The following is a 25,813-nucleotide window of genomic DNA, read 5'->3' on the forward strand; positions in this document are numbered from 1 at the left end:
TTCCTTGTTATTTATTTTTTAATGTATCGAAAGGTGAACCACTGGCAGCAGGTTTTTTCGCTGTAGTCTGCGTTTTTGCTGTCGTGGTAGTTTTCTTTTTGCTTGCTGCTGTAGTCGTTTGTTTAGACTTGGTAGACGCTGTATTGGTTCGTTTTTTAGCTGGTGTTGTCTGTTTAGATTTCACATTGCTCGAAGATTCTGTACTTTTTTCACGAACATCTGCTGCAGCAGACGTAGATTTATCAATCGTCGGCTGAATATAACGAATATTATCCGACAACACTTTGGCAGGAGAATAGGTCTGTTCATCTAGAGTACGATTTTCATTACTCCGCATATGATTCAGCGCATTATAAGAAATAGCGATACCTGCTAAAAAAGTGACATCAGTAAGTTCAGGCGACTGATAGTTCTTTTCTCGCAGCAGATTGACCGCTTGCAATGCTTTTAAATTGTAACCATTAGCTTGATATTTTTTGGCAATATCTACAAAAATTTCATTTTTTAAGTTCTCATTTTTCTTATTTTTTTTGTCGCATAACTGATTATAAAAACCAATAATCTCTGGATCTGTATCACCTACTGCCAGTGGATAATCCTTTAAACAGGATTTTTTCACAGATGCCGCTTTATCTTTTGCAAAAACGGTTTGTGTTAAACTGGCTGCTAAAATTATAGGTAATAAAACACTAAATTTATTCAAAATTGCCTCTGTATTTCTACGTGCTAAAACTTAATTTATGTGGAGAAATCACCACTTATTTTCCCGTGGGTTTTCTCTTCATTTATCAAAATTAAAAATATGCTGCAGATTTAACAAAAAATAAGCACATAGAGTCAATACAAAAATGTGCCAAATACTCCAAAGTTTGTCGACTATTTGTTTTTTTTTGTTTCATTTTATAAAAAAATCTTTTTCCTTTTTTTATTTAGTCTGTATTATATCGCCTAAAGCAAGACACTAATAATATATAAGGTGTTGATTTTAAAGTTTTTATTTTTATAGCAAGAAAAAAGAGATCACAGTCAAACTTGTAAAATTTCGTACTGTGGATTCTAAATTTGATGAGTTATTTATGAATAATTTAAAAGTTTTAATTACTAAACTTTCACCTCACGCCCGCATTTCACTCGAAAAGTCAGCCAATACATGTATTTCACAACAAAATTACGAAATCGAAATTGAACATTTTTTACTCGAACTATTAACCTATAACAATAAAAATGACCTTCAAATACTCTTAGAAAAATACAAAGTTTCTGCAGATGGTTTGGCAGATGACCTCAAAGAAAGTATTGCTCAACTTCCAAAAGGAAATACGCGCACTCCTATTTTTGCCCAATCCATTGTGCGCTTACTTGAACAAGCTTGGTTATTAGCATCTGCTGAACAAGATCCACAAATTCGTAGTGGTCATTTACTTGTTGCGCTCCTTACCGCGCCAGATTTATACCAAATTGCAGCAAGAGCTTCTTCTCTTTTCGATTTATTACCTATCGATACGATTAAACATAAATTTTTAGATCTTTGCCTAAAGAGCATTGAAAATGAAGATTTAGCAACTGCATCACCAGATGAAAAATCAGCAGCACAAACGAATGCAACTACGCCAGTTAAAACACCAGCTCTAGACCAATACACCATTAATCTTACTGAAAAAGCTAAAAATGGTGACATTGATCCTGTGATTGGTCGTGAGTTTGAAATCCGCCTAATGCTAGATATTTTGATGCGTCGTCGTCAAAACAATCCGATTTTAACGGGTGAGCCTGGTGTTGGTAAAACGGCCGTTGTTGAAGGTCTGGCATTAAAAATCGCAACCAACCAAGTTCCAGATGCTTTAAAAAATGTCAGCATTCATACTTTAGATATGGGCTTGCTACAAGCGGGCGCCAGTGTTAAAGGTGAATTCGAAAATCGCTTAAAACAAGTCATTCATGAAGTTCAAGCCTCTGCACATCCAATCATTTTATTTATTGATGAAGCACACACGTTGATTGGTGCGGGTGGTCAAGCAGGTCAAAATGATGCTGCAAACCTGTTAAAACCGGCGCTTGCACGTGGTGAGTTAAGAACCATTGCCGCAACCACATGGGCTGAATATAAGCAGTATTTTGAAAAAGATGCCGCATTAAGCCGACGCTTCCAAGTAATTCAGGTTGAAGAACCGACTGAAGAAGTCGCAATCGATATGCTGCGTGCCATGATTCCCGTGATGGCAAAACATTTCAATTTACAAATTGACGATGAAGCTATCGTTACTGCAGTCCATGCATCACACCGTTATATCACTGGCCGTCAATTGCCTGATAAAGCGATTAGTGTCTTAGATACGGCTTCTGCGCGTGTTGCGTTAACGCAAAATGCACAACCTGTAAAATTGGATCAACTTCATGCTCAATTACATAATTTGAAGCTTGAATTGGCGATTCTTGAAAATGAACATAAGAATATTCCTATTCACCACGAACGCATTGAAAGTGTAAAAACACAAATATCCGCGCTTGAACAAGAAATTCAGTCGACAGAAACGCAGTGGAAAAAAGAACTCGAAATCGTTCAACAGATTAAAACGCTTGAACAAGAGTCCGAGCAAAAACCAGAAAATATTGAAACTTTAAGCAATATTCGTAACCAACTGGCAACTTTACAAGGTCAAACGCCGCTTGTTTTTGAACGTGTAAATGCTCAAATTATTAATGAAATCATTTCAGACTGGACCGGCATCCCTGTTGGTAAAATGGTGAATGATGAAATTCAGCAAATTTTGAAGCTTGAAGCACAGTTAGAACAACGTGTGATGGGTCAAGATTATGCACTGCATCAACTGGTACAAGGCATTAAAACCTCTAAGGCAAAATTGGAAGATCCAAATAAACCTCAAGGCGTTTTCATGCTGGTTGGCCCAAGTGGTGTGGGTAAAACCGAAACAGCACTTGCGTTAGCAAACGAGTTATATGGTGGTGAGTCACATTTAATCACCATTAACATGTCTGAGTATCAAGAAGCACATACCGTGTCGTCTTTAAAAGGTGCTCCTCCGGGCTATGTCGGTTATGGCCAAGGCGGCGTACTGACAGAAGCAGTTCGCCGAAATCCATATAGTGTGGTTTTGCTCGATGAGATTGAAAAAGCACACAGCGATGTTCAAGAGCTATTCTACCAAGTATTCGATAAAGGTACTTTGGAAGATGGCGAAGGTCGTGTAATTGATTTTAAAAATACCACGATCTTATTGACTTCAAATGCAGGCTCAAGTGCCATTATGCAGGCTTGTTTAAATCAGCCAGTAGAAGAATGGCCGTCAGCAGAAGAACTTTTAGATGTATTAAAACCAGCATTGTATAAACAATTTAAGCCGGCATTTTTAGGTCGTATGCGTATTGTGCCGTATTTCCCTTTACACGATGATCTGCTTGTACGCATTATTCAGCATAAATTAGGCAAAATCACCGCGCGTATTGAAAAACAATATGGTACGCAAACACGTTATACCGATGATTTAGTCGAATTATTATTAAGTCGCTGTACTGAGGTCGATAGTGGTGCACGTAATGTCGATAACATTTTAAATGCGACGGTCTTACCTGCTTTAGCCACTGAATTACTCATGGCAATGAGCGAGCAAAAGATTCCATCAGTCATTGAAATCGATGTCAAAGACGATGAAATTATTTATGTTTTAGATCCTAAAAGTAAACCTGCGAAAAAACGCAGCAGCAAAAAGACTAAAACCTTAGAAGCATAAGTTAGGAACGATGTAGAATATGAGTTTAGAGCTCGACGCTTTATTGCAACCGATTACGGATGATTTACCTTGCGGTAGTGATTTTTCATTTTCAAATGATTTTCATGCAATTAAAAAAGCTAAAACACAAGATGACCCGCTCTTGGATCAAGGCGACTGGATCGCAGAACCAAAACAGGCAGATTGGGGCTTTGTGCACCAAAAATCGTCAGATCTACTTCGCGAACATACAAAAGATATTCGCCTATATGGTTGGTTGCTTGAAGCGTGGACTCACATTCATGGTTTCGAAGGGATTGCCAAAGGGATTGAACTTACACAAAAAAGTTTGCAAGACTTTTGGCTACAACTTCATCCTGAAATTGAAGATGATGACCTTGATCAACGTCTAGGTTTATTACAAGGGATAATTAATCAAATCCCAACATTAATTAAATCAGTTTCAATCGTTCATGGCGCGGCAGCGTATTCCCTATCCGACTATGATCGACTACTTCATGTTCAAAACCAAAGACGTAAATCCAACCATGAAGATGATGATCAAGAAGAGTCTTTTAATGGTATGGAACAGTTTGAACATGCCTTGTTCAATACGTCAAAATCAATTCAATACCAGTATTACCAACAGTTTTTAGATATTTTAAACCATTGGGAAAACTTAAAAACGACTCTTGATGATTTGATGGGTTTAGATGCGCCAAGCTTTGCTGGCATTGACTCTCAAATCGAAATGATTCACTTGAGCTTAAAAAAAATCTATAAAGCAGATGCTTTTATCAATTCATCGAGCGCTGAACAGGTTCAATCAAATTCTCCAATTGAAAGCCAGACACTTTCCACTGTAACTTCCGTGCAGAATGATATGCAAATAATACAACAACAGCATACGCAGCAATTTAAACCTCAAGTGCAAAATCATCTTGAAAACCGTGAACAAGCCATGAAAGTCTTGCAAGATATTGCGGACTATTTCCAAGTGAATGAGCCGCATAGCCCTGTCAGTTATATGCTGCAAAAGACCATTAAATGGTCACAAATGCCACTGCATGAATGGTTAACTCATGTGATTAAGGATGAAAACCCTCTTGAAGCTGTACAAGAAATGTTAGGTGTTCAGCAACAAAGCAATGAATCGAATAGCGACTGGTAAAAACAATGTTTAAAGCAGAAAAAATTTTATGGGGTGAAGGATTATTTTTACGCCCACAACACTTTCAATTACAAGATGCTTATCATGAACAGCGTTTAAACCATACGGTTCGCGCAACGATACCGTTCGCTTATGGTATTCAAAGTTTAATTTTTGATGAATCACAACTCAGTACCAATATTTTGGCTTTGAATAAAGTCGAAATGATTTGGCAAGATGGCGAGATTTATCAAGCACCTGCACAAGATTTATTACCTGAGCCTGTACTACTTGATTCATTAAATTTACGTGGTGAAATGCAAATTTATTTAGCATTACCGATCGTTCAACCGAATAAACGAAACGTCAATTTTGAAGAAAATACCCAATCGAGTCGCTATCATTCACATTTGACTGAAACTCATGATTTGTTTACAGATGCGACGGCTGCTGAAATCACTTTATTACGCCGCCGTGCAGAGTTTAAAATCTTTGAATTAGGTCAAGAACCACAGCATAATCTTGATGGTTTCCTTTACATGCCTATTGGCCGAATCAAGCGCCAAAGTTCTGGTAATTTTGTTTTAGATTATCAATTTATCCCACCAATATTACATATTAGTTCGTGTGATTCGCTGATTACGGGGCTTAAACGAACGCTAAATATTATCAAAGCTAAAATAAAAACCATTCAATCGAATAATCGTGAAAACGAACAAAAGTTAATTGAATTCCGTTCAGGTGATATCGTGTCATTTTGGTTGGTTAATGCGCTAAATACTGCGCATGCAACCCTGAACCATTTATTGCAATATCCACTGATTCATCCTGAACGTTTATATTTTGAATTATTACGTCTGACAGGTTCTTTACTCACCTTCTCTACAGCTTATGAAGTAGATCAACTCCCACAGTATCAACATCATAATTTGCAAGAAAGTTTTGCTCAATTAGATGTGATTTTACGTGAGTTGCTCGATACGATTATTTCAAATCGATATATCAGTATTAACTTGAAAGAAACGCGTCAATCCTACTGGGTGGGCAGCCTTGAAAGTGACAAAATTACTCGCGATTCTCGCCTGTATTTAGCTGTTTCAAGTAGTGTGATGCCTACACATGACATTATTTCTTATGTACCGCTGCGCTTTAAAGTCGGTAATACCGTTGATGTTGAACAGCGTGTCATGGCGGCATTACCGGCTGTGCCATTGCAACATATGATGCAAGTGCCAACAGCAATTCCGGTACGTTCAGGTGTGAGTTATTTTGAAGTTGAGCCAAATAATGATTTGTATCAACGTATGCTTGATTCTGAATCCATCTGCGTTTACATACCAGCTGGCTTCCAAGATATCTCGATTGAACTTATTGCTGTGATGAATGGTTAAGGAGCAATCATGAATATTTCAAATAATGCCCCTTCACTTTTTGACGACGGTCAAATAGGATTAGGCTCTTCAAAACCAAGTGCTGAACCGAAAATCAACAGTTCAACTAATTTAGTTGATCTACTGCATGATGGGTTTTACATTGTTTTCTTACTCAAAAATCAATATGTTCCATCCAGCCCTGAAAGTTTCAGGACAAAAATTATGGATCTATTAAACCGATTTGAAAGCCAAGCCCGTAAGCTTCAATTCAGCAATGAAGATATCACGGACGCAAAATATGCCTATTGCGCTTTATTAGATGAAACCATTGTCACCCAACAAGATGCACGCTTTTTTGATTTACAAAACAATTGGATGATGAATCCATTGCAATTAAGTCTTTTTGGTTCACAGCTTGCGGGTTACCGCTTTTTTGAAAATTTAGAGCAAATTCGTTCTAAGAATAAAGATCGTTTAGCAGCACTTGAAGTTTATCATTACTGCATGCTCCTTGGTTTTCATGGTAAATACCGACTTGAATCGATTGAAATGCTCAATTCACTCGTTGCACGTGTCGGTGATGAAATTGATTATATGAAAGGTAAAAAGGCGTTTTCGCCTTTCGCGGCACTGCCGGATCAAATTAAAAACATTATTCACCGTGAATTACCATTTTTTTGGATCATTATCTTTTGGGCATTGTTTGCTGTATTAGCATTTGGTGGACTGAGATATATGTTATCTAGCCAAAATAATCAGGCGTTATCACAATATCAAAACGTCATAACTGCCCCATCGGAACAGGCTTATATCACCATTCATTTACCATAAGACTTAGACACCATGGCAAACGAAAAATCGAATAACGTTAGAATTTTACAGTCGACTCAAAAAAATAATTTACCGCCTTTAGCTCATGCTGCTATCGGCTTTCTTGTTGGTGCAGCGGTGATTATTGTTGTTGGCCTGGGATATTTTTATCTAAATTCTGACGATCAGCCTACAAATGCAGAAATGACTACTTCTGCCCCAACTGAAGATAAAGCTGAAACTGAGGCATCCGCTGTACCTCGTCAAAACGAAAATGAGCAAGCTTCAGCTGAAAAAGCGCAGCAAACCGTTCATGCAACTGAAGAAAAAGATCCGGATAATGACTTATATTCGAATGATTTAGCTACTGCTTTCAATCATGGTAACACGGCTAAGGCAACTCAGCCTGTTCAAGCTGTGGCGAATAACCGTTCACCTTTTGAAATTACCCAACCGCAGCGCCCTGTTGTAGCTGCTACAACAACCGTTAAATCACATATTCCAAATACTATAGCGAAACCAAAAGCTTCGCCAACAACGGCCAAGGTGACCAAGCCTACAGAGCCATCTACGAAAGCAGCAAAAGAAGATGAGCACTTTGAAGAGCCGATGGGCGGAACGCAAATTTCCGAAACCAAACGTCCGAAAGTGGTTGCTACAACAAACACTGCTAATGCGACTGTGAGCGCTACAGTTTCCCCATGATCATCTTTTTGGTTAGTTGTTTCTTTGTCTTAGCACTGGTGACAGTGCTTTGTTTTTCTTATGAACTCAGAATTAAAGTTCAGGATTTTTTCTTTCAAATCATTCCACAAAGTAAAAAAAGAATTCAGCACGCCAAAAATTTTGCTTATGAACTGAACTATGCAGCAGCACCACAACAAATTCAATCACACTGGCATTTACAACAATGGTGGATTTTATTTGCAGGCTTCTTACTGTTTGCCAGTATTTTATTATTTGCTTTTACTCGCCCGATTACTGCAAGTAAAGTGGAAGCTGATTATTTGCGTAAAGTCGACCCACAAATTTACGCCATGCTTGATGGACAGGTTTTAGATGCGCCTCCTGAGGTTGAAGAATATCTTGTTCAAGAAGCGATCGCTGAAGAAGCAGCAATGATTGAGCAGCCATCTGTTATGGCCTCAAGTTTCAATCCAGAAGTTCAAGATATCCATACGCATTCATATTCTACAGATGTGCCTTCAGCAGATCGTAAATGGCATAAAATGAACCCTCGTTATAAGCAGCGCTTATTGATGGTATTTAAAATTATGCGTGAACAGCATGGTTATGAAATGGTTTTGCTTGAAGGTTATCGTAGTCCTGAACGTCAAAATAATTTAGCCACCAATAAAAATACCACTCGTGCCCGTGGTTTCCAAAGTTATCATCAGTTTGGTTTAGCAGCTGATGTCGCCTTTAAACGCAATGGCAAAGTGGTCATTACTGAACGAGATCCTTGGGCTATGCGTGGTTATCAACTTTATGGTCAAGCCGCTGAGTCTGTCGGTTTAACATGGGGTGGACGCTGGAAATCTATTCAAGATTATGGTCATACTGAATATCGTATGCCAGGCCTGAAAAAAACTGCAGAGATGGCGGCACTACTTACCTCTGAAGGTCAGCTTCAAGCCAATAATATTTCGATTGAGTAATTTCGATGTTGTGCCTGCAAAATATAATTGAAGGCACACCGTATTAATTTAAATAATTTTGTATTTGCTCTAAAACGTCAGTTGTTTTTTCTGCATGTAACCAATGGCCTGCACCTTCTATTTCTACAATTTTCGCATGTGGAAATTGGTGTTCTATAGCCTTAGTATGTTCCGTGTTTGAAATATAAGGTGACTCTCCACCTTTGATGAACAATACAGGTTGTTGCCAAGTATTTCCGATACTTTCCCAACCAATAATCTGGTCATACTGTTTATACAACGCATCTACATTAAACAACCATTGTCCTTTACTAAACGATTTGAGTAGAAACTGTATAACCATATCAGAATGAATATACTCACGCATAATTTCAACCGCTTGCTGTCTAGATTGAATTTGCGCATTTTGTACAGCTATCAAAGCTTTAAATATTTCATCATGATGACGTTCTTGATATGCAAAGGGCGCGATATCCAATACAACAAGTTGCTCTACCCGTTCTGAATTTAAAGCCAATTGCATTGCGACCTTGCCTCCCATGGAATGGCCAATCACTGAAAACTTATCGATACCAATTACATCTAATGTCTCAAGTACATCGTTTGCCATCTCACGATAATTCATTTCTGTACTTTGAGGTGATTTACCATGATTTCGTAAATCAAGCTGAATGACAGAATGTGAATTTTGAAAAGCTCTGGCAAGCATCCCTAAGTTGCTCAGGCTGCCAAATAAACCGTGAATAAAGACTAGTGGATGCGTTTCGCCTTCTAATTTTTGATGATATTCGTAATTTAGGATCATTTTTGAATACTTTGGTATGTTGATATTATGATGCCTAGTTGACGGAATGAAATCAAATGACAGTTAAAAACTATTAGTCTTACTTAGGCTATTTGTATGTGGTATATGATTTAACTTGCTTAGGCTATTTCATAAATGAAATAGCCAACCGCAATCAACCTAAAAGATCTTTGTCTTTAATTTGCAGATTTAAAGTGATTAAAAGGAATTTTTAAATAGCGAATACCATTCCCTTCTGGTTTTGGAAATTTACCTGCATCCATATTGATTTGTATTGCAGGTAAAATCAGTTTTGGCATAGCCAAATTTGCATCACGCTGAGTTCGCATTGTGACAAAATCTTCTTTTTTCGTACCAACGTGAATATGAATATTCTGCTCCTTTTGTGCATGTACACTGCTTTCACAGCAGTATTCTGACCGATTTTCTGGTAAATAGTCATGGCATAAAAACAAGCGCATTTCAGGTGCTAACTGATAAATCTTTTGTACTGAATCGAATAATACTGCTGCACTGCCCTTGGGAAAATCACAGCGTGCTGTGCCATAATCAGGCATAAATAAGGTATCACCGACAAACACAGCATCATCACCAACCACATAGCTCAGACAAGCAGGTGTGTGTCCAGGCGTTGGAATGTTATACGCATTTAACTCGCCGATTTTAAATGCTTCATGATCTGCAAATAAATAATCAAAAGACTGATGTGAATTAAAATATTTCACATCAAAATTATAAATGGCACTGAATGTTTCCTGCACAATCTTGATGTTATGGCTCATCGCAATTTTGCCACCAAGAACCTGTTTTAAATATTGTGATGCCGTTAAGTGATCTGCGTGCACATGCGTTTCTAAAATCCATTCTACGCTTAGGCTATTTTCTTGGATATAACGAATAATCAAATCTGCATGCTTCGTTTGAGTAGTTGCAGAAGCAGCATCATAATCCAATACACTGTCTATAATCGCACATCGTTTTGTTTGTAGATCAGATACCACATAACTGAATGTATTGGTATTTTCATCAAAAAAAGGTTGTACCTGTGCACGCTTTGACATTAATTTACTCCCGCAAATTTTCGATGTAGATAGACGCCTGCAAACATCGCCACAACAAAATAAATTGCTTGATAGTAGCCAAGTCCAATCAAAGTAAAGGCTGGTGCCGGACAGATTCCTGCAATTCCCCAACCTATTCCAAAGATAACACTCCCCATGATGAGTTTTGCATCAATTTGATTATTACTCGGTAATTCAATCGCCGTCCCATCAAAGGTTGTCGGTTTTGATTGACGAACGGCCATTTGAAATGGAATAAATGCAACTGCAATGGCTCCCATCATCACAAAAGCTAAACTCGCATCCCACTGCCCTGTTATATCAAGGAAACTTAAGACCTTTTCTGGATTAGACATGCCAGAAATCATTAAACCTAATGAGAAAATTCCACCAAAAATAAAAGCCAATATATTTTTCATCATTAAGCTCCGATTACATGTCTCATTACATAAACTGTGATAATCCCTGCCAACATAAAACTAGCAGTTGCAACGAATGAACGCTTAGAAAGACGACTAATACCGCAAATGCCATGTCCGCTTGTACAACCGGAACCTAATCGCGTTCCGAATCCAACCAATACCCCGGCAATGATCATCATCCATGGGCTTGCATCCAGTTCAATTGTCACAGAGGTCATTTTCCCGTAGATAAAAGGCACAATAAAAAGTCCCGCTAAAAACCATATCGCAGGTGTTTTTAAAATCGTTTGAGGATTCAACATTTGCGCAATTAAACCACTGATACCGGCGATTCGACCATGTACGTATAGGTAGCCAACTGCGGCTAGGCCCAATAAGGTCCCGCCGAGAAAAGCGGTTAGAAATGGATGCATATTCATCAGCCACAAAAACAATATATGTTTTTATAATATGTTATTTAAAAAAAGATGCAAGCTCTCCAACCGAAATATTCGTTCTGACTTGCCTTTTCCTGATTGAAAAATTCAACGTTTCAAGAGTGTTTGATTAATTTATTTAGAAATAATTTATAAACTTGAAAAATCACGAAATATATCCTCGGAGATTTTTCAATAAAGGCTGTTTATTATGAAGTTAATTGAAATAATAGATAGTTTATAGATCAATACTGATATCGCTGAGTGCATCGCTCACCCACGTTAAAGCATCTGAACCCAATTCTATAATATTCGAACCAATTTCAGCTAAGTCGGTCAAATCTAGAGAAGATAAAGGATCAGATGATGTACTATTTTTTTGCTGTTCTTGTTCAGCTTGCTGCTCAATGGCTTGATCAAGATGAGTTTGATCTAATGGAGATGAGTTTGAATGTTGTTGTAATTCATAGTCATTATTCTGCATAAGTTCAGCCTGTTATGTTGTTTTCTATTACGTTCAGTTGATATTAATTTGGTTCAAACTCTTTAAGCACCTTATCTACAAACCACCAAGGTAAACGCTGAATACCTGAATTCATCTTTAAAATTTCAGCTTGTTCAATTTCCGCAATGAAAGAAGCATGCTGTCCATCGGCAGAGTTATCAAATAAATAACTACGATCCGTTGCTTCTACCGCCTGCATTAACAAATCCATACTTCGATAATAACGTTCGCGAATTTTTTGTTCTGGAACACCATGTCCACCCGTTTTCACTCGGTACTGAACACGTGAAATATTGATAACAGGATCAATAGTGGAAACATAATACAGATAGGTTCGAAAGCCTTTTCTTTTTGCTTCGCGTAGAAACTCCACCTTTGAAATATGGGACATCACCGTTTCAAAGGTAAAACTAATTTTTAACTCTAAAAACTGCAAACGGATGTAATCAATAATTCTTGCACAAAGATACGAGTCAATCTGGTCTGGATGAAATTCAATTTTCCAGGGATCTAATATCTGAGGTTTACGTGCTAATAGCGGAATAAAGTCTCCATCAGCGGGACGTTTTTTCGTATCGAGAAAGTTAATTAATGCTTCTGATTTTAAAGCGGGATGATAATCCAACAAATTGAGCCGGTGTGAATGTTTCAGTTGAGCTTCAAGTTCATCCGCGTTTAAATATGCCCCAATATGATGGGGCAATAAATATTCTTTAACTGTGCTTTTACCTGAACCATTTGGACCCGCGAACATTCTAATGCGAGGCTGTGGAGGCATGTATTAAACAATTTCCTCTATTTTCTTTTTACGTTTTAAAATTTTAGGTAGATCATCCACTTGTACGAAGTCTGCTGATACATCTTTTATTTGTACTTCTTGACCATTTTGCAGACGTTGAACCAGTTGTAGACCTTTTACATAAACCACAGTGGATGATGCACTTGCTTGTTCAAAAGCATGGCGAAATGCATGGATAGCAAGGCTCGGGATCATATCGTCCTCATATTTGCTTGCTTTCATTACTGAAGTATAAGCTGTCATGGAAACAACTCCTCAAACATCAAAAATAATGTGTTCAATCATCTTATCATACTCGCAATATTTGTCTATTTATCCATCAGTCATCCTGAGAAGAAATTGATAAAAATTCAAAGTGCTTAAATCATTTGATTATCTTACTCGAAAAGAATGTCGTATATGAATCAATGTGTGTGGATAGTAAATCAAGAATTATGTAAAAGTTACCTACATTGGCTTTATCACCCAATTATGCATTTAATTTTTCACAAAAAAATAGCCACTTATTCAGTGGCCAAAAGAGAACGACATCAACAAGTTGATGTATTAGTACTGACCTATGCAACAGGACCAGGGATGTTTGTTGCATATAAATCGTTCTAACCTGATCATAATAATGTGATGGACTTATTATTTTAAGCATATTTCATATCATTTCCTGACAATCTGCATTTTCAATTTCTAAGATTATTAAAAACTGCACCTATAGTGAATAATGCTGTAATAATTTTGAAATATTAGACCATTTCGAATTATGAAAAATAGAACAAAATGAAAGAAAGTTAGACTAGAGCCCAAAAGTTTTAGAAGAGAAATTTAAACCTAAATTATTTTGTAGGACTCGAACAAAATGCACTTTCGTTTAAGCCAGATGACTGCATACTCTGTTGCTGTTGTTGTAAGTAGTGCTGTGAAGCCACTCGCATTAGATTGGCCATTTCAAGAGCTGAGTTTTGCTGAGAAATTTCTAAAATCTGTCGATATGCATTCAATCTTAAACAAAAAGCTTGAGTTTGCTGCTGACCCGTTGCAGTAGATGTAGGGTCATCTAAAATGGCTTTGGTTGAATTAATTTGCTCAGTATATGTATGTATCTGAGCATTATATTCAGCTTGAGTCAGTTGTGGAGTAACCGCTTCATTCACATTTGCATATGCTACAGAAGCAGTAAACACAGAAAAAATAAAGACATAAGGTTTATACATCAATGGAGAATGCATAAATTAAGCCTCATCACCTTCTTTCCAGACATCTTCATAATCATCAGCATCGATCATAAAACGATAGCCCACATCCAAAGCTAAATACGGTAGCACTTCAGGCACAACATCTTGCAGTTTACGCACAGTCATTGTTTCAAAGTTATCTGCGCCTTCAAGCTCGCCGCCATAAATATACCAACTGACATTTTCATCACCTTCTGCAGGCTTACGAATACCAACTATTGGATCTTTATTTAAGGTATGGACAGCCACAGCAATTACATCATCGCCCTGCACTTCTACATATGCAGAACCCACTTCTTCACATAAAAGTTTTTGTTCTGCAATCAGTTCTGCCAAAGGTGATGAATTTTGCGTATGTTTTGCCATGTTTGTTCTCAGGCCATATAGGTTTCGGGCATTCTACCGTGAATTACACTTATATAGATAAATTTTTTCCGTGCGAAAGCATTCGAGCCTTGTTTTATCAATTCATTTATAGAAAAAGACTCAATGCGGTAGATTCCACCTAAAAGTATAAACAAGAAGAAAGGAAACTTATTCAACACATATACCGCTAAAACATAGAAATAGACGAATAAAAAATAGAATCAGCATGCAAACAGCAAACTTCTTTATCACCACAGATTTAACTTTTGCCAATACCTGTACAAATTTAGACAAATGCCCGATTTTCCAAACTTACATGATTTATGAAAGAAATCGTCAATGCCTTGCACGCTTCATACATTCAAAACACTGACTAGAAAATACACAGGATGGTTAATACGATTATATATAGGTCTATAAAGTATGACGTAGCTACGCAATAAATGTTCATCATATCTAAAGCTGCCTACTTCCAAGGATATGTTCCCACAGAATATTCAATTCACTGAGGCAAACAAAATATCTAGCTTGAGCCCTCTCATTTATGAAAACATTTTATTAATTTAGAAATATGCTTTATAAACCATAAAAAATTAACTATCTTTTAATTTTTATATACTTAGCATACAAATTAGCTTTATTATTTCAAACAACTCGATTGAATGCCGCGAGCAATTTAGATTCCTTTACACTCGAAATAAGTTAAACCTTAGAATTTTTTAAATCGCTGTATAAATACCATCTTTACGACTATGCTTGCGTAGGCTGTTCAACTGACGACCTATAAGGCGGATACACAAATCAGCACACCTTTTAGATCATTCGCACTGGTTATTACTAAACGTACGCACCATGATAAAGCAAGTTTACACAAAAGATATCAACAGTTTTAGCCAATTGGGTTTAAAATGATGTCCTACAATATAATGATAAAAATGTAATCTTTTAACATTGCCAATTCTCTGCAAAGTTCGCATTATATAGCCCATTCTCGGCACATGCTTTTCACGTCAATTCAAAGAAATTATAAAAAAAATGTGGGATTTTATGCCATAATGAGCAAACTTTGCAGGTATCTTGCAAAGTAAATTTGCAACTTTTTATTGGAGCAGGCTAAATGAGCTCGACCATTTTGGTCATTCATGGACCGAATCTCAACTTACTGGGAAAACGTGAACCCGAAGTTTATGGCTATCTAACACTCGATGATATCAACCAAAAACTGATTTCACAGGCTCAAAACGCTTCCATTTCTCTCGACACTTTCCAAAGTAATTGGGAAGGCGCTGTCGTCGACCGAATTCATCAAGCGCAACAAGAAGGCGTTCAATTCATCATTATTAACCCAGCAGCCCTAACACATACTTCGGTTGCTGTGCGTGATGCCCTTCTTGGTGTAGCCATTCCGTTTATCGAAGTACATCTATCAAATGTCCACGCTCGCGAAGCATTTAGACATCACTCCTATCTATCTGATAAAGCCGTTGGCGTTATTTGTGGTTTAGGTGCAAAAGGCTATGCCGCAGCACTAGACTTCGCCATCGAAAAAATTCAACCAACTTCTCAATCTTAATTAGGAATACTGTTCATGGATATCCGTAAAATCAAGAAACTCATCGATTTGATGATTGAATCTGACTTACAGGCGATTGAAGTTAAAGAAGGCGATCAATCGATTGCTCTAACTCGTCGCAATCCAGTAGTTGCTGCCGCTGCGCCTGCTATGGCTGCTCCTGCCGCTGCGCCTGCTGCACCTCGTTCACCACGTGGTGCTGTTGAGCCGTCTCCTATGGTTGGTGTGTTCTATGCTGCGCCAAATCCAGGTGAAGCACCATTTGTGAAAGTTGGTCAAACTGTATCTGCTGGTGAAACACTCGGTATCATCGAAGCAATGAAAATCATGAACCCAATTGAAGCAACTCAAAGCGGTGTAATTGAAGAAATTTTGGTTAAAAATGGCGAAGTGATCCAATTCGGTCAACCATTATTCCGCTATCGCGCTTAAGACCACGGGGAATCACAATGTTGCAAAAAGTTTTAATTGCAAACCGTGGTGAGATTGCGCTCCGCATCACCCGCGCTTGCAAAACTTTAGGAATTAAAACCGTAGGGATTTATTCCGATGCCGACAAAGACCTAATGCACTTACGCTTCTGTGACGAAGCTGTGTGCATTGGACCAGGTGCCAGCAGCGAAAGTTATCTCAATATCCCTGCCATTATTACTGCGGCTGAAATCACCGGTGCAGATGCCATCCATCCAGGTTATGGTTTCTTATCTGAAAACGCTGAGTTTGCAGAAATTGTAGAAAACTCAGGTTTTATCTTTATCGGTCCGCGTCCTGAACACATTCGCTTAATGGGGAACAAAGTTTCTGCCATTATTGCGATGAAAAAAGCTGGTGTACCGACTGTTCCGGGTTGTGACCATGCTGTAACGATTCACAATGCATTGGCAGAAGCCAAAGAAATTGGCTTTCCATTGATCGTAAAAGCTGCCTCTGGTGGTGGTGGTCGTGGTATGCGTATCGTTGAACGTGTAGACACGCTACTCGAATCTGTACAAGCTGCTCAACGTGATGCGGAAATGTGGTTTGGTGACGACACCGTTTATATGGAACGTTTCCTTCAAAAGCCACGCCATGTCGAAGTGCAAGTTCTTGCAGATGGTAATGGCCATGCAATTCACCTTTATGATCGTGACTGTTCATTGCAACGTCGCCATCAAAAAGTGCTTGAAGAAGCGCCTGCACCGGGTTTACCTGAAGAAGCACGTGCGCATATTCTTGAAGCATGTGTAAATGCTTGTAAATTAATGCAATACCGTGGTGCTGGTACATTCGAGTTCTTATTTGAAGAAGGTGAATTCTTCTTTATTGAAATGAATACTCGTGTACAAGTAGAACATCCTGTTACTGAGCAAGTGACTGGCGTAGATATTATCGAGCAACAATTACGCATTGCTGCCGGTTTAGGTTTAGATCTTCAACAAGAAGATATTCAACTTAAAGGTCATGCGATTGAATGTCGTATTAATGCGGAAGATCCATCTACATTTATGCCTTCACCGGGCAAAATCGATCATTTCTATGCACCGGGTGGCGCAGGTATCCGACTAGATTCTCATATCTATCAAGGATATAGCATCCCGCCATACTATGATTCAATGATTGCAAAACTCATTGCGCATGGTAAAGATCGTGAAACCTCTATTGCGCGCATGAAACAAGCTCTCGAAGAGATTATCTTAACTGGCGTGAAAACCAATATTCCGCTACATAAAGATTTGATTCTTCAAGATAAAAATTTCTGCGAACAAGCAATGGATATTCACTATCTTGAAAAACATCTATTAAAGAAAGTCGAAGGACATGAAGAGAAATAAAACTTCAGCGTCAAAAAAACCACTCAAATGAGTGGTTTTTTATTTTCATAAGAAAGATCTATAGTCATGCTTAAGGCAAAACTCGACGCAATGTCGCAAAACACTGCTGAGCCTGATCATTGGCACAGAAATTAATAACCGATGGACTTTTCCACTTTACAAAGTACTGTGAAATTTCGCCGGTTTGATCTTGAATATTGCCCGAACAATCCATCTGATTATTGTCATATTTCACTTGTAAAATCAGTGCTGGAATTTGCACATTCGGATCTTGCGCAGGTTGATAGTCATATACCCCAGATGACCACTCTTCACCGCTTTTGATCACAACATCATTATTGCTCTTAAAATTATAATATTCAACGCACTTTTTATTGGTCGGAATTTCCATACCCCATAAGCCGACCAATTCAGAACGTGTTGTCACCCTAAAGCTATTCACCGCTTCAACTTGATTTTTAGCCTCTGAATTTTGAGTTGTATTCTTATTATCTGCCGCCATCACCAACGATGAACTCAACATGAGTAAAACTGTAAGATATGCTATTTTCATACATTTAATCAGTCATATAAATCATGCTCTTAAAGTAACACATTTTTTTACAAATCCACGGTTTATCACATTTTCATAACAATCATTTTTCCTATTTATCCAAAAAATCAATCTCGGTTAACGAAACTACAAATCAGCTAAATGCCAAACAAATCACACTATTTACAATAAAATAATATAAAATCTTTTTTATCGTTTAATATACGAAAAAAACGAATTCTCCCATATTTAACCTAGGCTTACATAAGCTAATGAAACTGCATTCGAATAGTCTTGCTCCGCTTAATACATGCCACAGCATGGCTTTTGTCATAGTCGCTGCAGTTATTTTTTGCTGCTGCTTAGTCGGTATTTTCAGCCGCCCATTAAGCTATTTAGCGATTTTTTGGCCTGCGAATGCAGTATTGTTAGCATTATTCTTAAGGTTTCCCAAACTCAGTAATCTGGGAGGATGGTTAGGTGCATTTAGTGGATATATGCTTGCTGACTTATTGACGGGTAATTATTTCCAACTCACTCTATTCCTTACTTTTTCAAATTTAATCAACAGCATGGTATCGCTATTTTTTATGCGATATTTTCAGGTGAACTATCAAAACTACAATAAAGGTTTCACCTTTCTGACCATGATTGCCATCATCGCCTGCGGTGGATGCCTTGCAGGTGCTCTTTTTGCAATTTTCACTGTGCCTTATTTACCCAATACCTTTATGTCGACCAATCGTTTATCGATTGATTTTAGTATGTGGTGGATTACCGAAATATTAAATGCTCTCATTGTTTTACCGCTTATTCTGTCATTTCCTAAACTGGCCGATCTTAAACTGTATTGCAAAGACCGACGCAATCAAAGCTTTCAAATCAACAAGATATTTCCAGCTATTGCGGTTATCTTCTGCGTATTTTTAACGACAGTGACTACTGGTCCGGGCGCAATTCTCTACCCTTTAGCGGCTCTAATTTGGGCAGCTTTAACCTATCGATTATTTACCCTATCTCTGATTAATGCCGTAGTCATTTTAGCGACCTATTACAATTTAAATGCCTTCTATTTACATGATTCATCACTCACCTACTTGTCTACAGCCATTTCTGTACGCATTGGCCTTGCCATGCTGATAATCGCTCCATTAATTCTTTGTATTATTAGCCGCAATCGGCACGAACTGTATAAAGAAGTTTTATACCTTGCAAATCATGATAGTTTAACGCATGCGATGAATCGTCGATATTTTTTCGAGCAAGGTGAGCTTTACCTACAAAACCAAATTCAGCTTAACTTTTCCATTATCATGATGGATATTGATCATTTTAAAAAATTGAATGATCAATATGGGCATTATGTCGGTGACCAAGTTTTACAGGAATTTTCTGGTATTGTACGTAAGAATTTGCGTGAAACAGATTTATTTGCACGTATTGGTGGTGAAGAGTTTAGTGTATTACTCACGAACATTGCAGCACCTGAAGCCCAAGGTATCGCTGAACGTATCCGAAAAGTCGTTGAAACCACGCCAATTAGTATCGATGAACAAAATACAATATATATTACTGTGAGTATCGGCCTAATACACCAGTCTTTGCCCAATGCTCCAAGTTTGCAAAGTATGATAAATCAAGCCGATCAGGCCTTATATCAAGCCAAAGAGCTCGGCCGTAATCAGGTGATTTTAGTTCATTGAGATTTATCAAAATACAGAATTGTTTTAAGTTGGCTTTTGGATCGTTTTAGGCAAGCCCACGACCAAAAACATGGCAGGTATAACCGCCAGTCCTGCGATCATAAAAATAACGGGTCCCGAAAGCATGTCCCAATATCGACCTGCTAAAATACTGCCACTCGCAACACCTAAGCCCCACATGGTACTGTATAGCGCTTGACCACGCCCTTGTTGACTTGCGGTAAAATTTTGAAAAATGATTCGCATAGCGATTAAGTGGAATAATCCAAAACTAAAGGCATGAATCGTTTGCGCAGCAAATTGAGTGATAAACACCGTCGGATATAAGCCTACAATCAACCATCGCATCCCTGTTAGCCCCAAACAAATGAGCACTAAGTTACGCCAAGAATATCGATTAAAAAAGACATTGGCATAGGCAAACATAATGATTTCCGCAATGACTCCGACAGACCATAAAAAACCGATTTGGCTCGTCGAAAAATCAGCCTGCATAAGGTAATTGCTATAAAAACTATAAAACGGTGCATGCGAAAAGAGCAGAAAAAATTCAATGATAAAAAAACTCGCTACAGCTGGTCGTTTTAAGATAGGCCAAAGTGGTTCAAGTTTTTTCTGTGAAGATGGTGCAGTAGCGGGCTCTTTAATCGTAAATGACCAAATAAATGCGAGAAATGCAATGCATAACAACATGATAGGCAGCATTGAAACAGGTATTATTTCTAGCAAAGCCCCAATTCCAAATACCCCAACAATGAAGCCAACTGATCCCCATTTTCTGACTTTTCCATAAAGTTCTGCACGCCGCTCAGCTAACCAAAATAAAGTTACTCCTTCAAACTGAGCCAATATAGCATTTTGAAAGAAACTAAAAACCAGCATGAGTAATGCAACAGACTGAAAACTGTTGGGAATTATAAAAATCAGAAACCAAATACAGGCTTCCATCCATGTTGCTATTCGGACTAAAAGCATACGCTTGCCGGATTTATCTGCAATCCAACCCCAAATAAATGGGGCAAAAAAACGTGTCACAATTGCAATCGAAGATAAAACACCTATTTCTTGATAATTAAACCCTTGATCCTCTAAATACAAACTCCAATACGGCATGAATGTACCCACTATTGAATAATAGAAAAAGTAGAATCCACCGAGTTTGGATTGGATTGGAATGTTAAGCATCAAACTGTATTCCTTAGTATTTACAGTAAGTTATAAACTTTTCAGAGTTGTATGCTTTTGCATCTAAAAGGCTTGGTTAGGATATGACGAGTATACAAATTTATTTTAATTAAATTATTTCAAAATTTGTACAATTTTATCAAAATATCAAATTTCCTCATTATTCTACTTATTAAACAATATGTTATTTTTACTTATAAAACTCTCATATGTTAATAAAAACCGCCCATTTGGGCGGTTTTTTATCTATTGGCTCTTAGTTCGAACTAAATTTAAAAAATGCAGATGACGCTCATATTGATCAATGACATCTTGCAAGATATCTTCTTGCGTCCATTCGATGATGTCATAATTTTGACCACCTTCCCTCAAAAATACTTCAGCTTGATAATCTTGCGTAATTTCTCCTGAATCAATCATAAAGCTTGGTGTATTTTTTTCTTGGACAACTACTTGGTAGATAAAGTTAATCTCATCTTGATGGTTTACACGAAGCTGCAAGCCATCATCTATCGTGTTTACCGTCACATCTAAATGACGACGCTTAAACTCTTTCTGTAGATTTGAAAATGCCTGGCTTACCGTTGTATCAATATATTGTTCAACTTCTTCACGTGTATGCGGATAATGCATAATCAATCCTAAACGTTGCTGCCAACTTCTTGGATTATGAATTGCTTTAGGTGTAATACGCGCATCCTGTAATGCTTGCATCTTGGTTGCATCTAAATGTAGAGCCTTGACTAAGCCCCAGCAAATTAAAAGCATTACGAAGGTGAATGGTAATGCACTCAACATTGTTGCAGATTGCAAAGCTCCTAAACCTCCTGCAAACAACAAAACAATCGCAAGTACAGCCATTAACGTTGTCCAAAACAATCGCTGCCAAGTTGGAGAGTTTTCAGATTTTGCAGTTAGATAGTCTGTAACTAAAGCCCCAGAGTCTGCCGAAGTCACAAAAAACAACATGACCAGAATGGTCGCCACAAAACTCATCACGCCTGAGAATGGCAAGGTCCCTAAATATTCAAATAACGCAACGGATGAATCTCGTTGCACTGCAGAAATCAGCGAGGTGTTCGCTTCGTTTAAAATACTATAGAGTGCAGCATTCCCCATGACTCCCATCCAGATCAGCGTAAAGCCTGTTGGAATAAGTAAAACACCTACAATAAACTCACGAATAGTACGTCCTTCAGACACACGCGCAATAAACATACCTACGAATGGCGACCATGAAATCCACCATGCCCAGTACATAATTGTCCAACCACCAATCCAACCATCAGATTGATAGGCATATAAATTAAAGGTCATGTTGAATAAGTTTGAAAAATACTGGCCAGCATTTTGTATAGTCGCTTGTAATATGAATATCGTAGAACTAGCAAAAAATACAAATAATAAGAGGGTTAATGCTAAGCCTAAATTGATCTCTGATAATCGTTTAATACCCTTGTCTAAGCCCATAAATACGGACAAAGAGGCCATAGCTGTAACAATGACGATTAGAATTAGTTGCGTCGTCGTTGAATATTCAATCCCGAATAGATAATTCAGGCCGGAGTTAATTTGGGTTACACCAAAACCTAAAGTCGTTGCGACACCAAATACAGTACCGATCGTTGCAAAGGTATCTACACCATCACCAATTGGACCATAGATTTTTTTTCCAATGAGAGGATATAACGCAGAGCGAATTTTTAGAGGTAGATTGTGTCTATAAGCAAAGTAAGCTAACGCCAAGCCAACAATTGTGTAGATTGCCCAAGCATGAAGTCCCCAATGGAAGAATGTTACACGCATAGCTTGCTGAGCTGATTGGATAGTTTCTGGTTCACCGGTTGGAGGTGATACATAGTGCATCACTGGCTCCGCGACACCGAAGAACATTAAGCCAATACCCATACCAGCAGTAAATAGCATAGCGAACCAGGAGCTATTACTATATTTTGGCTGGCTATGGTCTAAACCAAGTTTAATTTTACCCATATTTGAACAGGCAATATAAATAAGCACTAAGAGAAAAATGGCTACAGATAGTACATAGAACCAACTGAATGAGTTTGTAACCCATTGATTCAGTTGTTTAGTTATTAAATCAAAAGCATTGGGAGCTAAAAATACGATGGCAATAAAAATGCCGATAATGACAACTGTGCTAATAAACACATTTGGATTCACATTGGAATACCATGACGGTTTCAATGAAGACATACCTTCCCTATTCCGTTTTATTTGTAAGACAGATCTAAATTGATCAAAGAGATATCCGCTACTTGCGAAAGAAACAGGCTTGTATTGAAAAGTGCTGGCATTTTCATTTTCGTTTGAAAATTTAAAGCTGACTCGTTCAAAGCCGTTGTTTAGAGTTTGAGCATATTATCATATTTTTAGATATATAATCCAATATTAAGTAGTAAAGCAAATTAAGAAAACGATCCATAATCATAGTTTTCAATTTTTTTCTTATTTGACGCCCCGTTTATTCTCTACGAAATTGATTTGCTAATGTAGAAAATACTCATCGTTTTGCTAAGATTAAGCATTTATTCTTTTCTAGAGTTTATATGATTAGGTATAAATTTTGTTGATCTTATAAAACGAGTATTAAACACACTTAATAAATTTTAAAGCTGAAACAATGATTAAAGATCAAATACTTAATACATAAAAAAACAAAATGAGCTTAAAAACCAATTTATAGTAATTAATTCACTTTCAAATTAAAGCAGGCTTATAACATGAATTCAAAAACCCGTAAGCTCCTTTTAGCTGTTGGTGCATTACTTATTGCAGGTTCATTGCTCTCAACGGCAAATGCAAATACTACGGAAGTTCAAGCGGTATCAAAAGTAGATTTAAATAAATATCTTGGTACTTGGCATGAGATTGCACGTAAGCCACTTTATTTCCAAAATAAATGTGATTACAACGTCACTGCGAAATATTCTTTAAATGAAAATGGTAACGTGAAAGTAGATAATAGTTGCTATAGCGCAGATGGTAAACTCAACCAATCAATGGGTGAAGCATATGTTCAGAACGCGCCAGCAAACTCGAAACTTAAAGTGAGCTTTTTACCAAAAGCAATTCGTTGGTTGCCAGTAGGCCGTGGTGATTATTGGGTTTTAAAAATTGATGATGACTATCAAACTGCATTAGTTGGGTCACCAAATAAAAAATATCTTTGGGTGCTCAGCAGAACTGCTAACCCCAACCAAGCCACAGTTGACGAATACCTAGATTATGCAAAATCTATCGGTTTTGATTTATCAGATCTCATTAAGACTCAGCATAAATAAGTTATTTAATAAGTCCCATTCTTGGGGACTTATTTCTAAATAATACAATGTAATTTATCTGGTCAAGAACGTAAGAATATAAGACCCTTTGTATCCCTTCTATTTCAATCCCTGATATCAGCGTCTATTTACGATAGGCTGAATGCTCACTCACATTGAAATAGGATAATATTCTAATGACTACTATATTAATGTTGAAAATATTAAGAGCCATGCAGATGTAATTGCTTCATGTGGGACTAAAGTTGGTGAAGTAGACCACTTACAAGGTTCGGATCAAATTAAACTGACTAAGCATGGTGATGGTCATCACCACTTAATTCCAGTTTCATGGGTTGGTGAAATTACAGACAATAAAATTGTACTGACTAAAGACTCTCAAGAAGTTAAAGATAATTGGATTGAAGCTTAAAACCCTAATCCTAAAAAAACCCTCTTAATGAGGGTTTTTTCATATCTGCTGTAATAATCATTGGAGGAAGTTAGTCTTTATCTAATGTATGAGGTGTTGTCGTCTCTTCATTTTCATTGCTGTCTTTTTGCTGGCAACCTACCAGCCCCAATACGAATACCACGCTTATAATGGCTAACGTTTTCATACTTTAGGCCTATATATTTGTTAGTATTAAAAATAAAACCAACTTTAATTTTGGAGATTGTTCACTTAAGAAAAATTTAAACTTATGATATTTACAGTAGCTATGAAATTTAAGAAAGATAAAAAAAATTAAATTAATATCTTAAAAATAGAATTTAAGGAAAACCCACGGATAGCTGCAGGCTTCCCTTGATCGGCATGATGCGAATTCATGCTATGCGTTAACTGTTTGAATTTGATGCTTGAACATCAGAATGGAGGGAATACGCAATTCCGTTAACAACTCAAACACTACCGTTCCGCTTACGGATTCGATCAAACACACTATATCAAATATTTTAATATACATCTAATGTTATTTCAATTTTATTTATATTTCATAACTTATAAATTAACTTTTTGTTAGCTAGGCATATTCGGGGCATTAGGATTACAACACTTCATACAAATTTCTAAGTCTAGTTTCGCCTGTGCTTTGTCTGTCATATAGTCACCAAAAAAATCCCGTGAACCGTACCGGGTTTGTCGGAGACATTTTTATTTAAGTTAGGCCACGTGACCTAACGGGTTAATCTTATCATAGTACATTGCTTCAAACTCAAAAGGCGATACATAACCCAGTGCACTGTGTACACGCTTTTTATTGAACCAATCTACCCAGTTTAGTGTCGCAAGTTGTACATCTGCTAAACCTTGCCAATCTGCTTTTAAATATTCAATCACCTCTGTTTTGTATAAGCCATTCACCGTTTCAGCCAGAGCATTATCGTATGAATCACCAGTTGTA

The 25,813-nt window shown here is 37.5% G+C and carries 26 protein-coding genes; 12 read left to right on the plus strand and 14 right to left on the minus strand.

Annotated features, from left to right (window positions below):
- Nucleotides 1-7 precede the first annotated feature (7 nt).
- A complete protein-coding gene (locus tag FTT94_RS11270; RefSeq protein WP_111885475.1) occupies nucleotides 8-703 on the minus strand; it encodes a hypothetical protein in 696 nt (231 codons plus the stop codon).
- 373 nt (nucleotides 704-1,076) lie between these two features.
- Between FTT94_RS11270 and tssH the strand changes: the two genes are divergently transcribed.
- Genes tssH through FTT94_RS11300 form a run of 6 tightly spaced genes read left to right on the plus strand, consistent with a single transcriptional unit; the run spans nucleotide 1,077 to nucleotide 8,719 of the window.
- The gene (tssH, locus tag FTT94_RS11275) at nucleotides 1,077-3,749 is read left to right on the plus strand and encodes a type VI secretion system ATPase TssH (RefSeq protein WP_180170814.1); all 2,673 of its coding nucleotides are present in this window, start codon (nucleotides 1,077-1,079) and stop codon (nucleotides 3,747-3,749) included.
- Between the two features lie 19 nt (nucleotides 3,750-3,768).
- Nucleotides 3,769-4,899, plus strand: coding sequence for a type VI secretion system protein TssA (gene tssA / locus FTT94_RS11280; protein ID WP_078193367.1), 1,131 nt, complete (start codon nucleotides 3,769-3,771; stop codon nucleotides 4,897-4,899).
- Nucleotides 4,900-4,904: 5 nt separating this feature from the next.
- Entirely contained in the window at nucleotides 4,905-6,269 is a 1,365-nt protein-coding gene (gene tssK, locus FTT94_RS11285) for a type VI secretion system baseplate subunit TssK (protein WP_180152698.1), read from the plus strand.
- A 9-nt stretch (nucleotides 6,270-6,278) separates the two neighbouring features.
- Nucleotides 6,279-7,082 (plus strand): type IVB secretion system protein IcmH/DotU, encoded by an 804-nt coding sequence (gene icmH, locus FTT94_RS11290; RefSeq protein WP_111885479.1) that lies wholly within the window; start codon nucleotides 6,279-6,281, stop codon nucleotides 7,080-7,082.
- Between the two features lie 12 nt (nucleotides 7,083-7,094).
- Nucleotides 7,095-7,766, plus strand: coding sequence for a hypothetical protein (locus FTT94_RS11295; RefSeq protein WP_180022649.1), 672 nt, complete (start codon nucleotides 7,095-7,097; stop codon nucleotides 7,764-7,766).
- On the plus strand, nucleotides 7,763-8,719 hold the full coding sequence (locus FTT94_RS11300) for a M15 family metallopeptidase (RefSeq protein WP_180008112.1): 957 nt from the start codon (nucleotides 7,763-7,765) through the stop codon (nucleotides 8,717-8,719). The genes FTT94_RS11295 and FTT94_RS11300 overlap by 4 nt, the downstream gene beginning before the upstream one ends.
- Nucleotides 8,720-8,762: 43 nt before the next feature.
- Here FTT94_RS11300 and FTT94_RS11305 read toward each other — a convergent pair whose 3' ends face one another.
- The 9 genes from FTT94_RS11305 to FTT94_RS11345 form a co-directional block, all read right to left on the minus strand.
- Nucleotides 8,763-9,524, minus strand: a complete 762-nt coding sequence (locus tag FTT94_RS11305) for an alpha/beta fold hydrolase (protein ID WP_180170815.1) — start codon at nucleotides 9,522-9,524, stop codon at nucleotides 8,763-8,765.
- A gap of 176 nt (nucleotides 9,525-9,700) precedes the next feature.
- Nucleotides 9,701-10,585 carry an MBL fold metallo-hydrolase gene (locus tag FTT94_RS11310; RefSeq protein WP_180170816.1) on the minus strand — a complete coding sequence of 295 codons (885 nt, stop codon included), beginning with the start codon at nucleotides 10,583-10,585 and terminating at the stop codon, nucleotides 9,701-9,703.
- Entirely contained in the window at nucleotides 10,585-11,004 is a 420-nt protein-coding gene (locus FTT94_RS11315) for a DUF6691 family protein (protein WP_180170823.1), read from the minus strand. The genes FTT94_RS11310 and FTT94_RS11315 overlap by 1 nt, the downstream gene beginning before the upstream one ends.
- Nucleotides 11,005-11,006: 2 nt before the next feature.
- Nucleotides 11,007-11,420, minus strand: coding sequence for a YeeE/YedE family protein (locus FTT94_RS11320; protein ID WP_180005525.1), 414 nt, complete (start codon nucleotides 11,418-11,420; stop codon nucleotides 11,007-11,009).
- Between the two features lie 241 nt (nucleotides 11,421-11,661).
- Nucleotides 11,662-11,907, minus strand: a complete 246-nt coding sequence (locus tag FTT94_RS11325; RefSeq protein ID WP_180170817.1) for a hypothetical protein — start codon at nucleotides 11,905-11,907, stop codon at nucleotides 11,662-11,664.
- A 43-nt stretch (nucleotides 11,908-11,950) separates the two neighbouring features.
- Nucleotides 11,951-12,706, minus strand: coding sequence for a zeta toxin (locus FTT94_RS11330; protein WP_257224788.1), 756 nt, complete (start codon nucleotides 12,704-12,706; stop codon nucleotides 11,951-11,953).
- Between the two features lie 3 nt (nucleotides 12,707-12,709).
- The gene (locus FTT94_RS11335) at nucleotides 12,710-12,970 is read right to left on the minus strand and encodes a hypothetical protein (RefSeq protein WP_180170818.1); all 261 of its coding nucleotides are present in this window, start codon (nucleotides 12,968-12,970) and stop codon (nucleotides 12,710-12,712) included.
- A gap of 584 nt (nucleotides 12,971-13,554) precedes the next feature.
- Nucleotides 13,555-13,947 carry a hypothetical protein gene (locus FTT94_RS11340; protein WP_180109320.1) on the minus strand — a complete coding sequence of 131 codons (393 nt, stop codon included), beginning with the start codon at nucleotides 13,945-13,947 and terminating at the stop codon, nucleotides 13,555-13,557.
- Nucleotides 13,948-13,950: 3 nt separating this feature from the next.
- Complete coding sequence (locus tag FTT94_RS11345) at nucleotides 13,951-14,319, minus strand: hypothetical protein (RefSeq protein ID WP_078190788.1); 369 nt, start codon at nucleotides 14,317-14,319, stop codon at nucleotides 13,951-13,953.
- Nucleotides 14,320-15,436: 1,117 nt separating this feature from the next.
- Between FTT94_RS11345 and aroQ the strand changes: the two genes are divergently transcribed.
- Genes aroQ through accC form a run of 3 tightly spaced genes read left to right on the plus strand, consistent with a single transcriptional unit; the run spans nucleotide 15,437 to nucleotide 17,703 of the window.
- On the plus strand, nucleotides 15,437-15,892 hold the full coding sequence (gene aroQ, locus FTT94_RS11350; RefSeq protein WP_180022653.1) for a type II 3-dehydroquinate dehydratase: 456 nt from the start codon (nucleotides 15,437-15,439) through the stop codon (nucleotides 15,890-15,892).
- A gap of 15 nt (nucleotides 15,893-15,907) precedes the next feature.
- Nucleotides 15,908-16,324 carry an acetyl-CoA carboxylase biotin carboxyl carrier protein gene (gene accB / locus FTT94_RS11355; RefSeq protein ID WP_078190790.1) on the plus strand — a complete coding sequence of 139 codons (417 nt, stop codon included), beginning with the start codon at nucleotides 15,908-15,910 and terminating at the stop codon, nucleotides 16,322-16,324.
- A gap of 17 nt (nucleotides 16,325-16,341) precedes the next feature.
- Entirely contained in the window at nucleotides 16,342-17,703 is a 1,362-nt protein-coding gene (accC, locus tag FTT94_RS11360; protein ID WP_180005521.1) for an acetyl-CoA carboxylase biotin carboxylase subunit, read from the plus strand.
- 70 nt (nucleotides 17,704-17,773) lie between these two features.
- Here the strand turns inward: accC and FTT94_RS11365 are convergent, their stop codons facing one another.
- Nucleotides 17,774-18,256 carry a hypothetical protein gene (locus tag FTT94_RS11365; RefSeq protein WP_078190792.1) on the minus strand — a complete coding sequence of 161 codons (483 nt, stop codon included), beginning with the start codon at nucleotides 18,254-18,256 and terminating at the stop codon, nucleotides 17,774-17,776.
- A gap of 299 nt (nucleotides 18,257-18,555) precedes the next feature.
- On the opposite strand from FTT94_RS11365, the gene FTT94_RS11370 reads away from it, so the two are divergent.
- Nucleotides 18,556-19,938: a sensor domain-containing diguanylate cyclase gene (locus FTT94_RS11370; RefSeq protein ID WP_257231406.1), complete on the plus strand. Its 1,383-nt coding sequence runs from the start codon at nucleotides 18,556-18,558 to the stop codon at nucleotides 19,936-19,938.
- 24 nt (nucleotides 19,939-19,962) lie between these two features.
- Here FTT94_RS11370 and FTT94_RS11375 read toward each other — a convergent pair whose 3' ends face one another.
- Both FTT94_RS11375 and FTT94_RS11380 read right to left on the minus strand, forming a co-directional pair.
- A complete protein-coding gene (locus FTT94_RS11375; RefSeq protein WP_180170820.1) occupies nucleotides 19,963-21,123 on the minus strand; it encodes an MFS transporter in 1,161 nt (386 codons plus the stop codon).
- 246 nt (nucleotides 21,124-21,369) lie between these two features.
- Complete coding sequence (locus FTT94_RS11380) at nucleotides 21,370-23,340, minus strand: choline BCCT transporter BetT (RefSeq protein WP_180170821.1); 1,971 nt, start codon at nucleotides 23,338-23,340, stop codon at nucleotides 21,370-21,372.
- A gap of 527 nt (nucleotides 23,341-23,867) precedes the next feature.
- On the opposite strand from FTT94_RS11380, the gene FTT94_RS11385 reads away from it, so the two are divergent.
- On the plus strand, nucleotides 23,868-24,428 hold the full coding sequence (locus tag FTT94_RS11385) for a lipocalin family protein (protein WP_180170822.1): 561 nt from the start codon (nucleotides 23,868-23,870) through the stop codon (nucleotides 24,426-24,428).
- A 187-nt stretch (nucleotides 24,429-24,615) separates the two neighbouring features.
- Nucleotides 24,616-24,840 carry a DUF2171 domain-containing protein gene (locus FTT94_RS11390; RefSeq protein WP_180170824.1) on the plus strand — a complete coding sequence of 75 codons (225 nt, stop codon included), beginning with the start codon at nucleotides 24,616-24,618 and terminating at the stop codon, nucleotides 24,838-24,840.
- A gap of 732 nt (nucleotides 24,841-25,572) precedes the next feature.
- Here FTT94_RS11390 and FTT94_RS11395 read toward each other — a convergent pair.
- Nucleotides 25,573-25,813, minus strand: a 241-nt coding sequence (locus tag FTT94_RS11395; RefSeq protein WP_141112747.1) for an integrase core domain-containing protein, incomplete at its 5' end; no start/stop codon positions are given.

The organism is Acinetobacter sp. YH12027 (genome assembly GCF_013420085.1).
Taxonomy (GTDB): Bacteria; Pseudomonadota; Gammaproteobacteria; order Pseudomonadales; family Moraxellaceae; genus Acinetobacter; species Acinetobacter amyesii.

What these genes read in the sequence shown, in the direction of transcription:
- tssH (WP_180170814.1), top strand. Translation starts at nt 1,077, where the DNA reads ATGAATAATTTAAAAGTTTTAATTACTAAACTTTCACCTCACGCCCGC.
- tssA (WP_078193367.1), top strand. Translation starts at nt 3,769, where the DNA reads ATGAGTTTAGAGCTCGACGCTTTATTGCAACCGATTACGGATGATTTA.
- tssK (WP_180152698.1), top strand. Translation starts at nt 4,905, where the DNA reads ATGTTTAAAGCAGAAAAAATTTTATGGGGTGAAGGATTATTTTTACGC.
- icmH (WP_111885479.1), top strand. Translation starts at nt 6,279, where the DNA reads ATGAATATTTCAAATAATGCCCCTTCACTTTTTGACGACGGTCAAATA.
- FTT94_RS11295 (WP_180022649.1), top strand. Translation starts at nt 7,095, where the DNA reads ATGGCAAACGAAAAATCGAATAACGTTAGAATTTTACAGTCGACTCAA.
- FTT94_RS11300 (WP_180008112.1), top strand. Translation starts at nt 7,763, where the DNA reads ATGATCATCTTTTTGGTTAGTTGTTTCTTTGTCTTAGCACTGGTGACA.
- FTT94_RS11305 (WP_180170815.1), bottom strand. Translation starts at nt 9,524, where the DNA reads ATGATCCTAAATTACGAATATCATCAAAAATTAGAAGGCGAAACGCAT.
- FTT94_RS11310 (WP_180170816.1), bottom strand. Translation starts at nt 10,585, where the DNA reads ATGTCAAAGCGTGCACAGGTACAACCTTTTTTTGATGAAAATACCAAT.
- FTT94_RS11315 (WP_180170823.1), bottom strand. Translation starts at nt 11,004, where the DNA reads ATGAAAAATATATTGGCTTTTATTTTTGGTGGAATTTTCTCATTAGGT.
- FTT94_RS11320 (WP_180005525.1), bottom strand. Translation starts at nt 11,420, where the DNA reads ATGCATCCATTTCTAACCGCTTTTCTCGGCGGGACCTTATTGGGCCTA.
- FTT94_RS11325 (WP_180170817.1), bottom strand. Translation starts at nt 11,907, where the DNA reads ATGCAGAATAATGACTATGAATTACAACAACATTCAAACTCATCTCCA.
- FTT94_RS11330 (WP_257224788.1), bottom strand. Translation starts at nt 12,706, where the DNA reads ATGCCTCCACAGCCTCGCATTAGAATGTTCGCGGGTCCAAATGGTTCA.
- FTT94_RS11335 (WP_180170818.1), bottom strand. Translation starts at nt 12,970, where the DNA reads ATGACAGCTTATACTTCAGTAATGAAAGCAAGCAAATATGAGGACGAT.
- FTT94_RS11340 (WP_180109320.1), bottom strand. Translation starts at nt 13,947, where the DNA reads ATGCATTCTCCATTGATGTATAAACCTTATGTCTTTATTTTTTCTGTG.
- FTT94_RS11345 (WP_078190788.1), bottom strand. Translation starts at nt 14,319, where the DNA reads ATGGCAAAACATACGCAAAATTCATCACCTTTGGCAGAACTGATTGCA.
- aroQ (WP_180022653.1), top strand. Translation starts at nt 15,437, where the DNA reads ATGAGCTCGACCATTTTGGTCATTCATGGACCGAATCTCAACTTACTG.
- accB (WP_078190790.1), top strand. Translation starts at nt 15,908, where the DNA reads ATGGATATCCGTAAAATCAAGAAACTCATCGATTTGATGATTGAATCT.
- accC (WP_180005521.1), top strand. Translation starts at nt 16,342, where the DNA reads ATGTTGCAAAAAGTTTTAATTGCAAACCGTGGTGAGATTGCGCTCCGC.
- FTT94_RS11365 (WP_078190792.1), bottom strand. Translation starts at nt 18,256, where the DNA reads ATGAAAATAGCATATCTTACAGTTTTACTCATGTTGAGTTCATCGTTG.
- FTT94_RS11370 (WP_257231406.1), top strand. Translation starts at nt 18,556, where the DNA reads ATGGCTTTTGTCATAGTCGCTGCAGTTATTTTTTGCTGCTGCTTAGTC.
- FTT94_RS11375 (WP_180170820.1), bottom strand. Translation starts at nt 21,123, where the DNA reads ATGCTTAACATTCCAATCCAATCCAAACTCGGTGGATTCTACTTTTTC.
- FTT94_RS11380 (WP_180170821.1), bottom strand. Translation starts at nt 23,340, where the DNA reads ATGTCTTCATTGAAACCGTCATGGTATTCCAATGTGAATCCAAATGTG.
- FTT94_RS11385 (WP_180170822.1), top strand. Translation starts at nt 23,868, where the DNA reads ATGAATTCAAAAACCCGTAAGCTCCTTTTAGCTGTTGGTGCATTACTT.